Raw genomic sequence first — 16,374 nt, forward strand, 5'->3', positions numbered from 1 at the left:
GGCAGCCGAGCCCACATGGATGTGTTTACGGCGTGTTCCGAAGGAAAGCAGCCCTTCGCACGAAAGCGTTTAGTCGTCGCCGAATTCGCGGATGATGGTGTTGATGGTGTCTTTGGCGTCACCCAGTACCATTCTTGTGTTGTCTTTGAAGAACAGCGGGTTGTCGACGCCGGCAAAGCCAGCGTTGGCTGAACGTTTCAGTACAAACACAGTTTTTGCGCGATAAGCTTCGATTACCGGCATGCCGTAAATCGGGCTGCCTTTCATCTCTTTCGCAGCAGGGTTTACTACGTCATTAGCACCAATAACAATCGCGACGTCGTAGTTTTCCATACGCGGATTCACATCATCCATTTCATACAGCTGATCGTAAGGCACATCCGCTTCTGCCAGCAGTACGTTCATGTGACCAGGCATCCGGCCCGCCACAGGGTGAATAGCGTATTCCACCGTACAGCCGTTTTCTTCCAGCAAGGTTTGCAGTTCACGTACCGCGTGTTGCGCCTGAGCAACCGCCATACCATAACCCGGAATCACCAGCACAGCCTGAGCCGCTTCTAATACATAGAATGCATCCTGCGCCGCCATGATTTTCACTTCGCCTTCGATTTTCTCTGCCGCTTCCACAGGCTTAGAGAAGCCTGACAGCAGTACATTCATTAGCGAGCGGTTCATCGCCTTACACATGATGTTAGTGAGGATCAGACCCGATGCACCAACCAGCAGACCGGTAACAATCAGAATCGTGTTGCCCACGGCCAGACCAGCCGCAGATGCTGCCACACCCGAGTAGCTGTTTAACAATGCAATCACCACCGGCATGTCGGCACCACCAATTGAAATGGTCGCCAGTACACCAAAGCTTAGCGCCAGTGCGATAGTCACGTACAACCACATCAGATTTGTCGGATCGGTAACGAACAAATAACCTACCACCACAAAGCCAATCAGATGAGCAATACTGAGTTCACGCAAACCGGTGAAAATAACCGCTTTGGCGCCCATACGGCCAGACAGCTTGCCCCAGGCAATCACCGAGCCGGAGAACGTAACACCACCGATCAGAATCGTGAGGATCACCGTAATCAGCACAAAGTGCGTGGCCCCCATGAAGCCAAACGTGGCCAGCTGGCTGATGGTCGCCCAGCCCAGCAACAGCGATGCCAGACCACCGAAGCCGTTAAATAACGACACCATTTCCGGCATTTGCGTCATTTCTACCGACTTTGCTTTCCAGGCACCATAAGCGCCGCCAATCACAAAGCCCAGTAATATCCAGTGGTACGAAATGATTTGGTGATCAAGCAGTGTCACCACCACCGCCACCAGCATACCCACCGCAGACACCAGGTTACCTTTTCTGGCAGTAGAAGGATGACTCAGTAATTTAAGTCCGGTAATAAACAGTCCGGCAGCCAGTACGTAAGCCAGATTGATAATCAATGCTACAGATTCCATCTTCCTGACCCCTTACTTCTTGTCTTTCTTTTTAAACATGCCAAGCATGCGGTCGGTTACCAGGTAACCCCCCACCACGTTAATGCTTGCCAGTGCCACCGCAGCGGTACCCAGCACAGTGGTAAGCACGTCGTTATCTGCACCGGAAGCCACCAGCGCGCCAACCAGGGTAATACCTGAAATTGCGTTAGAGCCCGACATCAGCGGCGTATGCAACGTAGCCGGTACTTTACGGATAAGCTCGAAGCCTAAAAATGCCGCCAGCAGCACAATAAAAATCAAATAGATATTTTCCATGATCAGGCCCCCTGATAAGCGTTTTTAAGCATGTCGTTGGTGATTTGCCCGTCGTGGGTGATCACGCAGCCTGCCAGGATCTCATCCTCAAGATTAAGGTTGAATTGCTTCGATTCATCATCAAAAAATTCATCCAGCAGGTTGTACACATTGTTGGCATACATGTCGGTGGCATCTTTCGCCACAGCCTGACTCCAGTTGCCGGTACCAATAACAGTGACACCGTTCACGGTCACCACTTTACCGGCTTCAGAGCCTTCCACGTTGCCACCGGATGTGGCAGCCATATCGACAACCACGCTACCCGGACGCATCAGCGCAAGGGTATCTTTGCTGATCAACTGCGGCGGACGGCGTCCGAACAACTGCGCTGTGGTAATCACAATGTCAGAATCAGCAATGGCATCGCGCTGGGCATCCTGCTGCTTCTGCTTTTGTTCTTCAGTGAGCTCTTTGGCATAGCCGTCTTTCGTCTGGCCGGTTTCACCCAAATCAATTTTCAGGAACTTACCGCCCAGCGACTCAACCTGCTCGGCTACCACCGGGCGCGTATCGTATGCCAGTACGTTGGCACCTAAGCGCTTTGCAGTTGCAATGGCCTGCAGACCGGCAACGCCGGCACCGATAATGTAAACTTTCGCCGGCTTGATGGTGCCCGAAGGCGTCATCATCATTGGCAGAATGCCCGGCAGATGCGTAGCAGCCTGCATCACCATGACATAGCCAGCCAGACTCGCCTGCGAACTCAGCGCATCCATTTTCTGGGCGCGGGAAGAACGCGGGATCATTTCTACCGACAAAGTGGTCAGTTTTTTCGCCGCCAGTGATTCCACTAGTTCCTGCTGGAAAAAGGGGTCAATGTGTCCAATCACCAGGGCAGACGGTTTCAGTCGGGCGTATACCGCTTCGACAGGACGATTCACGCACAATAACGCATCCGTTTCCTCAAGCGCAGCGCCGGCATCTTCAACCACCATAGCACCAGCTTCAGTAAACTCTGTGTCCGCATAACCTGACAGAACACCAGCGCCCTGTTGCATGACCACGGTCATACCTCGCTTCACCATTCGCTTCACACTGGATGGCGAAACCGCACATCGCTTCTCTGTGTAACCTTGTTGTTCGAGTCCTTCATTTAATATCAGTACTTTCAATGTGTTCTCCTCAGGCACGGGATACTGAGACTCATGATCCGAACACATGCGTGCTCGCATTGTTAATTTATAATTTTTATTGTTAACCAAATCTAATATCTATTGCCACCGGTGGCAATATGCACATTTATATCAAAAAGGAATATACAAGGGGTCAGTTAGCGCTGAATGTTTAGCCAAACTTCCCTGTATATTTAGAAATTTTAAACACACTATCGAATGAAAAATTTGAGCTTAAAGAACGGAAAATTATTAAATACAATAAGTTATGCTATATAAAAATTTGACTATATCTAAGTCTATGATGTGAACAGACTATTTATGATCCTGCCAATAAGTGAAATGATTGACGAGATAATGCTCATTCACAGAATCAATAAAAGCATTCAATTGTGGAACTTTTAAACAGGGAAAATGACACGAAACAGATCAGAGGAGAATAAAAAACAACCAACTGTCAAACAAAATGCACACCTGTGGTTCAGCATTTTGCTCATGAATGGTGCGTCTGCAATTATTATGTGATAGCGACTGAGGGAATGGATAGTCTTCCGGTTCGGGAAGACCTTGAATTGAAATCAGCTGCGGTACAAGGTTTTGATCAGGTGATACCCGAACTTTGTTTTTACCGGTCCGTGCACTTTAAGCACTTCTTTTTTAAACACTACGTCATCAAATTGTTTCACCATCTGTCCGCGGCGAAATTCACCCAAATCTCCGCCCCGCTTTCCCGACGGACACGTTGAGTGTTTCTTTGCCAGTGTGGCGAAATCTTTGCCTTTCTTCAGTTGTTCAAGAATGGAAAGGGCTTCTTTTTCGGTCTTAACCAGAATATGAAGAGCAGATGCGGTAGCCATAACAGATGTTCTTATAAAAAGTGATGCAGAGAATTATAACGAAAGCGGGGCGAAAAAGGCATTTCTGCACACAATGCCCTATCATCATATTTTGTTATAGAATTACAGAAAGACGATGGTGATGACGGCACGAGTGGACGTTACGGGGTGGGAGAAGAAAAAATATGTCTGAATTGTTGGTCAGGCGGGTCGTTGCAATACTATTAATGCTCATATCACATTCCGCTGCTGCTGAGTCCTTTTCTGTGGGCATTGTTCCGCAGCACTCGCCGAAAAAGCTCGCTGAGGCGTGGCAACCTTTGCTCAGCTATATCGGATCTGAGACCGGACACACTTTTCACTTTGAAACCGCGAAAGATATTCCGACATTTGAAAAAGCACTGTCAGAAGGCAAATACGACATTGCTTACATGAACCCTTATCACTTTGTCGTTTTTCAGAAAAACCCCGGTTACCGCGCGCTGGTCCGCCAGAAAGATCAAACCATTCAGGGCATCATCGTTGTGCCGCGTGACAGTCCTTTTACACAATTGTCTGATCTTAATGGCACCAAAATCGCCTTTCCGGCCCCTGCCGCTTTTGCCGCCAGTATTATTCCCCGTGCGACCATGCAAAAAGAAGGTATCAACTTTACACCCGTTTATGTGCATTCCCATGATTCCGTCTATCTGAATGTAAAGAGGGGATTCTTTAAGGCCGGAGGCGGGATTTTCCGGTCTCTGCAAGCCACAGACGGCGACGTTAAAGAGAACCTGAAAGTGCTCTGGTCAAGCCCGGCCTATACGCCACATGCCATAGCGACGCATCCCCGGCTGTCAGAGGAAGTTCGCGGACAACTACTGAATGTTCTCACAACCATGACGCCAGGCGGAAAAGGCAATGACGCATTAAACAGTCTCAAAATGAAAGGATTCTCGGAAGCATTTTCTGCAGACTGGGATGACGTCCGGGCGCTGAACATAGACTTACTGCAGCAAGAGAACCCGTAGTTCCTATGCGAATATCATTAAAATTAAAAACAATACTGGGTGTGGCCTTAATAGAGGCAACATTGCTCGCACTGTTGCTGACGACAACCTTTAACCTGCTGACCAACCTGGTTAACGATGCGGTGGTAAAGCGCGCGAGTACAACGGCTAACCTGTTTTATTCAACAACTAAAAACGCATTTTTGTCATTCGATCTGGCCGGCATTGAGGCTGATGTCAACGAACTGCTTACTGATTCCGACATTCATTACGTCAAAATAGCTGATACCTCCGGCAGAGTCTTCGCATCAGGTGGCAACGAACAATCACTGAACGCAGACTTTCAGGCCGATACGTCTGTCAGCCTGGCCAGTGACGGGATTTACGATATCCGCCGCCCGATCATGGTTGATGATACCTTGTACGGTTATATTGATCTTGGAATCGATATTGCGGCGGTGAAAGCGTCGCTGAGCGACATTCAGCAGTGGGCTTATACCATCGCAGTCATTGAAATGGTTCTTGTTGCGCTGTTTTCCTATTTTCTCGGAAGTTATCTGACTAAGCAGATCAACATTCTTCAACAGGGTGCCCGCAGACTCATTCAGGCTTCAAAAGAAAACAAATATGAAGATATTAAAGTAAATGTGCGTACCAACGATGAGCTCGAAGAATTGGCAACAGTATTCAATCATTTAATCTCGCATCTTGAAGAAGAGCACATCCGCAGAGCCGAAGCGGAAAATGCTATACATAACCTGAATCAGTCTCTGGAATACAGAGTCCGCGAACGCACCAATGAATTAAACAGAAAAAATGAAGAGCTGTCACAGTCAAACAAATCGCTGAAAGAAACCCAGCAGCAGTTACTTCAGGCAGAAAAGATGTCGTCAGTGGGTCAGCTTGCTGCCGGTGTAGCTCACGAAATCAATAATCCTGTGGGATTTGTCAGCAGTAATCTCGACACGCTGAAAGAGTATTTAGCCAGTTTTGAAATACTCTACAGAGATCTGATGGAAGTCACACAAGCACCTGCCAATGAAGTTGCACTGGAAAAGTTAGCTGCATTGAAGAATTCTCAGGCTTACCAGTCACTGGATTTCATAAGCAATGACGTTTCCCATCTCATCAAAGAATCTGAACACGGTTTACAGAGAGTGGAAGAAATTGTCAGCAGCCTTAAACAATTTTCCAGAATCGACACGGATCAGAAGCAACTTTTTGATTTGAATAACTGTGTGAAAACCACATTAGCGCTGGTGAACAATAAGCTCAAATATGCCTGCGATGTAGACATTAATTACGACCAATTGCCCCGCGTTATGATGAACGTTGGCAAAATTTCTCAGGTTATTACCAACCTGCTGATTAACGCCGCGCAGGCAATTGAAGAAACCGGGCGGCGAGGTAAGCTGGAAGTGCGCACCAGAGCAAACAGCAACGGCACCGTAGAACTTATCGTCCGTGACAATGGCTGCGGGATTTCAGACGAAAACTTGCAGAAGATATTCAATCCTTTCTTCACCACCAAAGACGAAGATACGGGTACTGGCCTGGGCCTTTCCATTTCGTATGAAATTGCGAGAGAGCACGAAGGAATGCTCAGCGTTGAAAGCGAGCTCTATACCGGTACTGAATTTACGCTGACCTTACCTGTTTACGGCGCAGCATAAAGCAGGAGCGCTCCGGCAGGGTTCACGGAATAACCGTGGCAACTTCCTCACAGCCGGGATGATCTGAACTCAGGTGAAAACAGGTATCTGAATTCACCTGAACGCCCTCATCAATCAGTGGATCAAGTACATCCCTGCTGACGTACCAAGCATAACTTCTAAATCGCCGGATTCAGAGCGTCGGGCACGCAGCGCACCTTTGCCTGCTCTGCCGTTCAATTTCGGACCGGACCAGACAATATTGCCATTAGTTGCGATGCTGCGCAGAACAGAATGAGAGCTGTACCAACTGCTGTCATCGCCGGTTACCACCAGAATGTTAGACGGGGTAACAGGGTCCACAATCATACCGGTGATCTCAAACGGGAAGTTGTATTCCCCCACCAGTTCCACACCACTGTCTGAAAATGCCAGCATGTTCATTTCCTCGTCGTTACCACCGGAACAAACAAACTGACGGCTGTTTTCACCGCCGGTAAACAGTACCTGCGGACATTCAATGTCATACGAGCTGCCGGTGATAAATGCATTACTTCCCAGCGTCAGCAACTGTACCTGTTGGTAACCGCTGGTCACGACCAGATTCAGTACATCATCAATAAATACCGCATCAAAATCACTGACTCCCTGAGGGCTGGTATACGATGCCACCAGCAGCTGATTCTGAATGTCAACAACCTTAATCGCCGACCCGTCCTGATAGACCGCATCCTCATAGCCGTCGCCGTTGACGTCTATGGCCATTATCTTGCCGATAGTGCTGTCGTAGTCACCGTCAATGGAATACTGAACTGACATATCGCTTAACTGCACCGCACCGAATGCGCCGTCATACAGGGAAGTCAGAGGCAGGAAAATATCCCCCGCGCCATCGTTATTGAAATCAGTTGTCACCGCCTGAGTACTGTGGTCCCAGTTAGTAGACAGCTCTTCACCCACAGTTATGGTGCCATCGCCGGTGAGCGTAACGATAACGGAGCCGTCATAACCGCTTTCAGTACTGGGCACAAAGAACACGGCGCGCTCATCACCGGAAGTGATTTCAGACCAGCCCGCAGCATAGAAATGGTCAAGCTGAACACCGGTGGTATTTTCTTTTACCGTTGCGCCACCGGCAGTGTAGTCCGCAGTGATCAGGCGGTCTGCACCGGAACTACTGGTGCCCGAACCCCATAAGATTTCCGCACTGCCGTCGTTGTCGATATCACCCATGGTAAGCGATGAGGAACCATGGTCCTGCAGCCCGACTTGCCATACAGTATCCAGCTGATTACTGCCGTTAAGAGTGTACGCAGTTACATTGCCCCACTGACAATCACTCACCACGATCTCATCTGTCGCATCATCGTAGAGATTGTATGCATGCATATCGCAGGTATCGTCAAGCGACAATGACGCCAGCTGAGATTTATCAACAGCGGAATACACGTAAAGCGCATCCCAGGCACCGGCACCAATGATCTCATCGATACCATTCCCGTTGAGGTCGCCAACTGTAACAAATGAACTACCAAATCCGGAGCCGAAAAACCATTCATTCGCACCAGTGGTCAGGTCGTACACCAGACCGGTGTTCATAATCAGCTCTACATTACTGTCGGCATCCACGTTACCGGCAGCGATTGTCTGGAAGCTGTTAGTGCTGAAGCTGAGTGTTGTAACCAACTCACTTCCCAACTCACTCACAAAAATGGTTGTTTCACTGGCGTCGTAATCCGCATTCTTAACAGAATAAATCAGTTCATTCACACCGTCGTTGTCGGTATCAGCCAGTAACGCTTCACTGAAATAATCGTCGGTTTCCAGTAAAACCCGTGCATCTTTGGTTAAATCATCAATCAGCCAGAAGGTTTTTTCAGTGATAACTAAAATTTCAGGTGTACCGTCCTGGTCCATATCTGCGGGCAATACCTGCTGAATATTCTGTTCATCAGACAGCGCGTAGGGATATGCCCATTTCTGTTGATATTTACCATCAACCAGCGTCAGTAAAAATACCCGTGAGCCATTGTCTGTTCCCAACAATTCATTGCTACCGTCGCCATCAAAATCGGCCACCCACTGGGAATTATTCCGGTGAGGCACTTCTACGCCGGAACGGAACAACGGCTGCGCTTCATCAGCGTTCACCGTCACATCAAAGTATTCCTCAATGGTGTCATTCGGGTTCTGACTGTTGCTCACACCGAAGGAATACACCATCTGACTGAAAAGCTGATTGTCCGGTACAACCCAGGTCACAGTACCATCCGAAGCTAACGTTGCTCCCTCCGGTGCGCTCGCCAGTGCCGCCAGGTTTTCATTACCAGGTACATCTGCATCGGTCAGTGATAATGAGAAAGTAATGGTATCGCCAGCACGGATGTTTTCCGGCACATTACTAACCGTAACAACCGCAGGAGTATCTTCCACATAGATGCTGATGGGATAGGATTCCACCGTGTTGATTGAGTCAGACACCACCATGGACACTTCAAGCCACTGATCAACCGTCACTGAGTATGCGGGCAGGGTGTTACCGTGAACGCCTTCAAGCAACCTGCCGTTCAGATACCAGTTGTAACTGACCGTCAGATCTTCATCCGGGGTATCGAGGTCATAATAGTTACCGGGCAGCACAACAATTTCCTGTGCCACAGACAGCCCTTCAGAATTTTGCAGATAAGGCGACTCTACATAGGGTGTTAAAGAGATTTCAGTGAGATTATATAAATCAGTATCACTTACCGGTGTTGTAACGAAGCCGTATACACTTTCAAAGTACTTACCGGCATCCGCCTCGCCGTCATTATCGAGATCCTGCGTGTACATCACCATACCCTGCAAGAACTTCAGCTGTGCTTCACCGTCGTTGAACACAACGGTACTGCCGTAAAAGTACGGCATATCCAGCTCGTCAGTATCCAGCGACACATCTACATAACCTTCAGACCCCACACTGACACGGCCTTCAATCCTGAGTTCTGGCGACTCCCAGTCATCTTTGGTGGTCATGCTGGCATCAATCAGATAGCTTTCATCGCCAACCGTAGCACTCACGTATTGCTCACTGACCGACGTCGTCACACCGGTTTGCATTGAAAATGAATCACTGAAGGTGATCAGGCCTGACATAGACACCGGGACGTCGTCTTCCCAGTTAAGATTGGAGAAATACAGGGTGTATTCCATTTTGCTGTCGGTGACGACATCAATAGAAACCGCCGCCACTCCGGACAACGCAAAGCTGTTGTAGTAAGACTGACAGTCACTGAAATCCATGGACAACTTACCGGTACCGTTATCATCAAACTTACCGGTATATTTCACAGTGCCGCTTTCATCACACTGAAGAGTACTGTTAATTGAACCGTCACTGCTGAGTTCATTTTCAATATCATGTTCACCGATATCGGGCACGGTGAGAATATTGTCGTCAAACAATACACTGTACACATGCTGAGCCAGGGCAATATCTATTTCTGCCTTGGCGGACTCACCACTATAACGGGTATCAGCCTGCGTTTTTGCAGCTGTGGTTAACTGTGATTTGGAATGAGATTGTGCGTCAGAAATGATCTGTACAGGGGTTTTTGAAGGCGTTTGTGTGCCACCGCCGGAAGTACTGTCAGAGCCACCGCCGCCTCCGCATGCAGACACAGCCAGCGCCAACGCAGAAAGAGAAAAGACACGTACAACGTTATTCATGTTTTCATCCTTGAACTTTAGATACTACAACTACAAAGTTCGGCTAATTTAGCGTCTTTTATTTGGACGGTCGAGAAAAATGTAAAGGATGTGTCAAGACTTAATCTTTCGACTAATAAGCCGCTATCTCTCGCTAAGTAGCTCGTATTTCTCTATAAATGTTGCTAATCCAATGCTGGGACCTGCCAATGAACTTGGCGCCATGCATTCTGCTCAGCGAGGCCAGCGATATGCCTATCACCATTTACTACAATCGGCGTATGCGCAAATTCAAGTAGCGATCTGTCGTTAATAGAATCGCTGTAGGCATAAGTCAGCGACGAGCCCGTCAGGCCATGTTGAGAGAGCCATTTTTGTAAGCATGTGAGTTTACCCGCTCTGTAACTAAGCGGTTCAATCAACATACTTTGAATTTGTTGGTGTTGAATGTGTACGTTTAAACCGATGACATGTTCTATGCCAAGCATTGCAGCAATGGGGTGAACAATAAGTGAAGGACTTGCAGAAATAAGTAAAACCGTATCCCCCGCCTTCCGGTGATGTGAAACCCGCGCGACGCCTTCAGGAAAGAGTCGCTGTCGAATGGAGGTTTCAGCAAATTCTATGGCGAGGTCATTAATGTCTGACACCAACATCCCTTTGATGGGCATTACCCAATGACGCATGTATTCATGCATGTCCATGCGACCTGAGTCGTAGTTTTTCATAATTGCAGCGCAACTTAATTCGGCTTCAACTGCTCCAGGAAATGTCTTTTCCCGCAAAAATATCAACCATTCCTGCGCACAATCAGCGTCGATGAGCGTGCCATCTAAATCAAATACGACTATTTCAGACTGGGGCATATTGGATCCGAACTATCAGGCGGGAAGCCGTCCCGCCATTTGTATATAACTAGTTTTATTGCCACCTAAAAATACAGTGACATCGTACCGCCCGTTGCTATCAACCGGCACAGTCACTTTCATGTCCCGGGGAAGCGACTGGGCTGACGGTTGAGTATGATTCAGCGTTAATGTCATACCGTCAACCTTCGCTGTAACTGCACAATCTTCAGCCGTCACATCAAATACGAGTTGACTAAATAGCGCCCAATGCTGCTTCTTCATCTTAATTCTACGATGAAAGCCTTCTGGTCCCATTACCTGAACATCAATACGTTCATCCGATGCCGCTATGGTGTCAGTAAACTGCTGATGCTGATCAATGGTATACCGCTTGGGCACGGCATCTAGGTTGTAGCGATCGTAAAGATGAAAAACAATCGCTTTGCTTCCCTCATTCATAAAAGTTAGGCGGAGATTACTGTCCTGCTCACCGAGTGATACTGCAGGCCGGTACTGATTAGGCCGCTGTGGACGGAAGCCTTTTTCTTGTACTGGTATTGTAAATTCTTTCGGCATGATGGGCACCGTACGCTCGGGAAGTGCGGCAGCCAAGCGGGCTTCGCTTCTGGGATCTGGCATTGTCGGAAGTGTCGATTTATTGGGCGTTTCAAAATCGAAAGCACTGGTGAAATCACCGCAAACTGCTCGTCGCCACGTCGAAATATTTGGTTCTCTAACACCAAATCGTTGTTCAAGAAAACGAATGACAGAAGTGTGATCCATGACCTCAGAACATACAAAGCCACCCCGACTCCAGGGCGATATAACATATGCAGGTACACGAGGGCCTAATCCGTATGGGTTACCCATTAAATCCTCACGCTCAAGATCTTTGTCAGCTTGAGAAAAGTGCAAATGGTACTCACCTTCAGTGGAAACCTGAGAATGGCCGGCATAAGTACCATCGCGCTCTTTTGAAGGGGGTGCCGGCGGAGGCATATGATCGAAAAAACCATCGTTTTCATCAAACATGATAAATAACGCAGTTTTTGCCCAGACCTCTGGGTTTGCGGTTAATGCATCCAACACATCTGCAATATAGGCAGCGCCCTGCGCCGGACTTGACGGACCCGGATGCTCAGACCCTTGTGCTGTAGCGATAATATACGAGACCTCAGGCAAACTATCGTTAGAGGCATCTTTGCGTAGTTGGTCCAACGCTCTTGTGGTGAGTGCGCGCTGTGCTAGCGCCGGTTCACTGTCGTCAGCGCCCGAATATGAGGCCTGAAACGCGTGAAATCCTACCAACGGATTATCAGTAAAGTTATCCGCCATGTCTTGATAAATGGTCCAGCTAATACCAGTTTCTTGCAGTCGTTCGACGTAAGTTGTCCAGGTATAGGCTTCTGGATACCCACCATTTTCGGGCAAATTATCGTGGGAATTACCAATAGCGGGCCCACCCTGATCACCATCACCATTGTTCGTTCCCGACCACAGAAATAGCCGGTTTGTGTTAGTACCCGTCTGCGATGAACAGTGGTACGCATCACATAATGTGAATGCCTCAGCCAGCGCAAATTGAAACGGCATGTCGTCGCGCTCATAATAGCCCATAGCATGTAAGTACTTGGCATCGGGCCAATGACTCATGCGCCCATGGTCCCAGGCATCTTGTGCATCAGGCCAGGAGTGCGGCGTACCTTGTACCCGCATGTGAGCAAAATGCTGGCGGGTATTTAGAGGAAAAGGTGTAACCCATTCAGGCCCTTCTTTTGTTGTGTTCCGTTGTAGAAAAACATTCCTGTTCTGCTGTTTTTCCCAGTTTTTGGCTGGGGCAGGATACGGATCAGAAAAACCTCGAACACCAGATAATGTGCCAAAGTAATGATCGAATGACCGGTTTTCCTGCATCAGTATGACAACGTGCTCTACGTCCATAATGGTACCGGTTTTTACCTTGGCAGGAATAGACAACGCCCGTGCGATTGATGGAAAAGCAGCGAACAAGCTGGTGGCGCCAGCGGCGGCAATAAACTGACGGCGAGTAAAGTCGGCCATGAAATTACCTTGATAATTAGTGAAGAAATATGCCCCCGCGGGGTAAACAGGGGCATAGTGGTCATGCTTTATGACAGCATTGATGCTAAAAATTAGAAGTCTGCACCAACTGTCAAGGACACTGTGCGCGGAGATCCAGGATAAACGCTGTTCGTGCCTACGCCTATGATGTACTCGCGATCGAGTAAGTTATTAACGTTCAAGCGAACATGCACTTCTTTAAGTTGTGGCGTTACATTCACAAAATCTGCGCCAATGTATGCATCTACAACATCGTAAGCTGGCGCGGACGCACTATTTTCAAAATTAATAAACCGGTCACCGATATGCCTTAATGACAAACCCGAACTCATCGCATCGCCCATATAATCAAGTGCTAACGAGTAGAAGGTTTCAGGGCCACCGTACACCTGATTGCCCGCCACAATGCCCGAGTCAGCATCCAGACCTGCATCCCCTGTCCCCAGGTATTCGGAATCGTCATACGTGTAAGATCCAGACAACCGCAGTGCTCCGGTTAGCTGATAAGAAGCCAATAGTTCCATACCTCTGCTTTTCTGACCACCTGCATTTATGTACGAGCCATCCACTTCTTCCTTGTAGTCTATGCCATCAAGCACACTGGTATCCAGTTGTACGATGCGGTTATCAAACTTGATGTCGTATAAGGTCACAGCAGCATTAAAGTCGCGGTTGTTATAGCGAAAACCCACTTCAATATTGTCGGAGGTTTCAGGGTCGATAGTCCCCAATTCATTGTTCGATAATCCCGAGTCAATGATCCCCGGCGTGATTGATTTGTAGTTTTCTGAGTAACCGGCAAAAACTTCCAGACCATCAAGGGGCGTAGTGTATGTCGCGCCAACGTACAGCAGAGGGTCTGACGTGTTATCCAAATTCGCGGTGCGATCATCGTTGTAGAAATGGTCGACTTGAGTATCAACCTGATATTGCTTCACACCGACACTGGCAGCCAAAGGCCCGACTTCCAGGTTTTCCTGAATGTAATACATGAGCTCTTTGGTGTTAGATTCTGTTTTGTATTGCACCCAGTAAGGAGTCTGACTAAATTCAACACTGGTTTCAGGATTATTAATAAGGTGCCATTGTCGTGTAACGTCGGCATCGTAATATTCATACCAAATACCCGCACGCACGGTATGCGCCACCGAACCCGTTACGAAATCGTAAGATATATCCCCATTTAAACCGAAGCGACGGTTACTATAGTTTGAAGTACGATACGAACTCACCGGCTCTACATTGCCTTCATAACAGTTGGGATCTTGTGCTGCACTTAATCCATAACGTCCTTCACAACTATCAATCAAAGTGCCTGGTGTAGTGGTACCAGCATTGACATAATAGATATCATCGCCTTCGTAATCACCGTAAATGGTATTTCCTGATAATTCGGCGTCTAATGTACCATCGCCATCCACATCAGTGACGTAAGGCGGGATCCAATCACCACGACCATCCATGCGATGGAAATAAGCAGATGTAGTAAAAGCGAAATCGCCAAAGTCTTTGTCTAACTTCAGGCTGTAAAATTTATTTTCTCGTAGTGCTCGCCAGCCATTTCTGTTGTTTTCATCTAGTCCAGGAATGCCCGTCCAGTTAGCATGAAGTGCATCATGACGCGGGTTTTCATAGTAATCTTCCAGCGATACATACTCATATTCGTTTTCGTTAGAGTCGTTAAAAGTGGCAAAGGCAGTAAGGTTATAGCCGTTGATATCGCTAATAAGCTTTCCTGTTAAATAATCTTTTTCAGTAACCGCTTCATTGTCCCACACATCTTTGTTTTCTGCAGATGAACCACTGATAAAGAAATAGGTATTCTCAAACACCTCTCCTGAATCGTAACGGAAGCGATATTTGCGCGCATCCTGATCCCCGGCCATGTAGTAAACACTAACATTTTCATCCATTAGTGGATCAGTTGTGATGAAGTTTAGCGTACCGCCTAGCGCCTCATTTGAGCGCGAACTGATATCAGCAGTTCCCTGACTTACCTCAACGGTTTCTAAATCGAATACGTCGATGAATTTATTCGCTTTGCTACCACCACCGTAGCCGGAGCCGCCATTTGGTAAACCATCTAAAGTGGTACCAATTTGTCCATTGCTGGTATTAAAGCCACGCATGCGAATGTTGGTCATCCAGTCAGATGACCCAAATGTGTCCGCTTCCTGAACGATCACGCCCGGTAACTCCTGCACAACAGTATTCACTGAAGCGTTGGCTGGACGGCGGGAAATCATGTCCATCGAGACGGTATTAGATGCAAAGGTTTGCTTCTGACCAATGACAACGATCTCTTCGGTTTGCTGTTTTTCTTTTTCTGGTGCTTCTTCTGCAAGTACTGAAGGACCTGCCATTGCGAGCATTAATGGTGAAAGGGCAAAGCAGTTAAGCTTTTTCATTTCGTTTCCTTGTGTGTGGTTTTATGTGAAAAGCGAACGTCGGGCAAGACAAGCCCGATAGGTCGATGAGGCTGAGAGTAAGGAAATAATGTGACAATTTGTGTGAATTGATGTGACATTTTGTGGATTAATGTGGTTTTCACTTGAGTACGTCAAGGAAGTGCATATACTTATCTTCGATAAAAACTCGAGACAACACCATGACAGACCGGCAAACAGCAATTCTAGAATTAGTAGAACTTCACCGTTCTCTTACCGTTACTGCGCTATCACGTCAGTTTGATGTATCAGAAGAAACCATTCGCCGCGACATACGCCAATTAGAATCGGCTGGCAGGGTTGAGAAAATTCATGGCGGAGTAAGATTACCTGCGTCTCAGTTGGAACCGCCCTATTACCAACGTGTAAATCGCAATGCCGAGAGTAAAAAGCGAATTGGCGAGAGGGCGGCAATGTGCATCACTGACGGAATGACAATATTTATAGACAGCGGCACCACCAGCTTTTGGCTGGCAAAATCACTCGCAAAACAAAAGAACCTCACTGTTATTACCAATTCTTTAGAAGTCGCTGGAGAAATTGCCGGTAAGCCCGACTTCAACCTGGTAATTATTGGCGGTGTGGTGAATATGGATTATCGAGCCGCATTTGGTATCGATGCAATTTGTCAGGCTCAACGCCACTTTCCAGACATTCTTTTTTTATCAACGGGCGGAGTGAGTGCAGAAGGTGGATGGCTGGACTTCAGTACGGAAGAAGCTGAATTTAAGCGTGCCTTACTCACGCTTGCCAGAAAAAAGATCGTACTGACAGATTCCTCAAAGTTTGACGCTGCGGGCACCGTTCAATTTGCGCAGCTTGAACAAGTCGACACGCTCATTTGTGAACAACAGCCATCAAACATATTAATTAAAGCACTAGCGTCTTCACAAGTAGAGGTAATTTGCACAGGATAATTACTGG

The 16,374-nt window shown here is 47.6% G+C and carries 11 protein-coding genes; 3 read left to right on the top strand and 8 right to left on the bottom strand.

Annotated elements, in window-relative coordinates; all coding sequences use genetic code 11:
• Positions 1–69 precede the first annotated feature (69 nt).
• The 4 genes from ACXAGR_RS05205 to ppiC all read right to left on the bottom strand — a co-directional run bounded on the left by ACXAGR_RS05205 (position 70) and on the right by ppiC (position 3,766).
• Positions 70–1,458 (bottom strand): NAD(P)(+) transhydrogenase (Re/Si-specific) subunit beta, encoded by a 1,389-nt coding sequence (locus ACXAGR_RS05205; RefSeq protein WP_119503052.1) that lies wholly within the window; start codon positions 1,456–1,458, stop codon positions 70–72.
• A 12-nt stretch (positions 1,459–1,470) separates the two neighbouring features.
• Positions 1,471–1,755, bottom strand: coding sequence for an NAD(P) transhydrogenase subunit alpha part 2 (locus tag ACXAGR_RS05210; protein WP_119503053.1), 285 nt, complete (start codon positions 1,753–1,755; stop codon positions 1,471–1,473).
• A 2-nt stretch (positions 1,756–1,757) separates the two neighbouring features.
• Positions 1,758–2,909 carry an NAD(P) transhydrogenase subunit alpha gene (locus ACXAGR_RS05215; protein WP_474848547.1) on the bottom strand — a complete coding sequence of 384 codons (1,152 nt, stop codon included), beginning with the start codon at positions 2,907–2,909 and terminating at the stop codon, positions 1,758–1,760.
• A 578-nt stretch (positions 2,910–3,487) separates the two neighbouring features.
• Positions 3,488–3,766 (bottom strand): peptidylprolyl isomerase PpiC, encoded by a 279-nt coding sequence (gene ppiC / locus ACXAGR_RS05220; RefSeq protein WP_070123477.1) that lies wholly within the window; start codon positions 3,764–3,766, stop codon positions 3,488–3,490.
• Positions 3,767–3,930: 164 nt separating this feature from the next.
• Here ppiC and ACXAGR_RS05225 point away from each other — a divergent pair, with 164 nt between their 5' ends.
• Together ACXAGR_RS05225 and ACXAGR_RS05230 are read left to right on the top strand one after the other, a co-directional pair.
• Complete coding sequence (locus ACXAGR_RS05225; protein ID WP_474848549.1) at positions 3,931–4,755, top strand: phosphate/phosphite/phosphonate ABC transporter substrate-binding protein; 825 nt, start codon at positions 3,931–3,933, stop codon at positions 4,753–4,755.
• Positions 4,756–4,760: 5 nt separating this feature from the next.
• On the top strand, positions 4,761–6,407 hold the full coding sequence (locus ACXAGR_RS05230; protein ID WP_474848551.1) for a sensor histidine kinase: 1,647 nt from the start codon (positions 4,761–4,763) through the stop codon (positions 6,405–6,407).
• Between the two features lie 114 nt (positions 6,408–6,521).
• On the opposite strand, the gene ACXAGR_RS05235 is transcribed toward ACXAGR_RS05230, so the two are convergent.
• The 4 genes from ACXAGR_RS05235 to ACXAGR_RS05250 all read right to left on the bottom strand — a co-directional run bounded on the left by ACXAGR_RS05235 (position 6,522) and on the right by ACXAGR_RS05250 (position 15,411).
• Entirely contained in the window at positions 6,522–10,094 is a 3,573-nt protein-coding gene (locus tag ACXAGR_RS05235) for an FG-GAP-like repeat-containing protein (RefSeq protein WP_474848553.1), read from the bottom strand.
• A gap of 164 nt (positions 10,095–10,258) precedes the next feature.
• Positions 10,259–10,939 carry an HAD family hydrolase gene (locus tag ACXAGR_RS05240; protein WP_474848555.1) on the bottom strand — a complete coding sequence of 227 codons (681 nt, stop codon included), beginning with the start codon at positions 10,937–10,939 and terminating at the stop codon, positions 10,259–10,261.
• 15 nt (positions 10,940–10,954) lie between these two features.
• Positions 10,955–12,982 carry a phosphocholine-specific phospholipase C gene (locus ACXAGR_RS05245; protein ID WP_474842031.1) on the bottom strand — a complete coding sequence of 676 codons (2,028 nt, stop codon included), beginning with the start codon at positions 12,980–12,982 and terminating at the stop codon, positions 10,955–10,957.
• A gap of 92 nt (positions 12,983–13,074) precedes the next feature.
• Entirely contained in the window at positions 13,075–15,411 is a 2,337-nt protein-coding gene (locus tag ACXAGR_RS05250; protein ID WP_474848557.1) for a TonB-dependent receptor, read from the bottom strand.
• A 200-nt stretch (positions 15,412–15,611) separates the two neighbouring features.
• Here ACXAGR_RS05250 and ACXAGR_RS05255 point away from each other — a divergent pair, with 200 nt between their 5' ends.
• Complete coding sequence (locus ACXAGR_RS05255; protein WP_474842035.1) at positions 15,612–16,367, top strand: DeoR/GlpR family DNA-binding transcription regulator; 756 nt, start codon at positions 15,612–15,614, stop codon at positions 16,365–16,367.
• Positions 16,368–16,374 lie beyond the last annotated feature (7 nt).

The sequence above is a fragment of the Alteromonas sp. ABH4_457 genome (assembly GCF_056160625.1).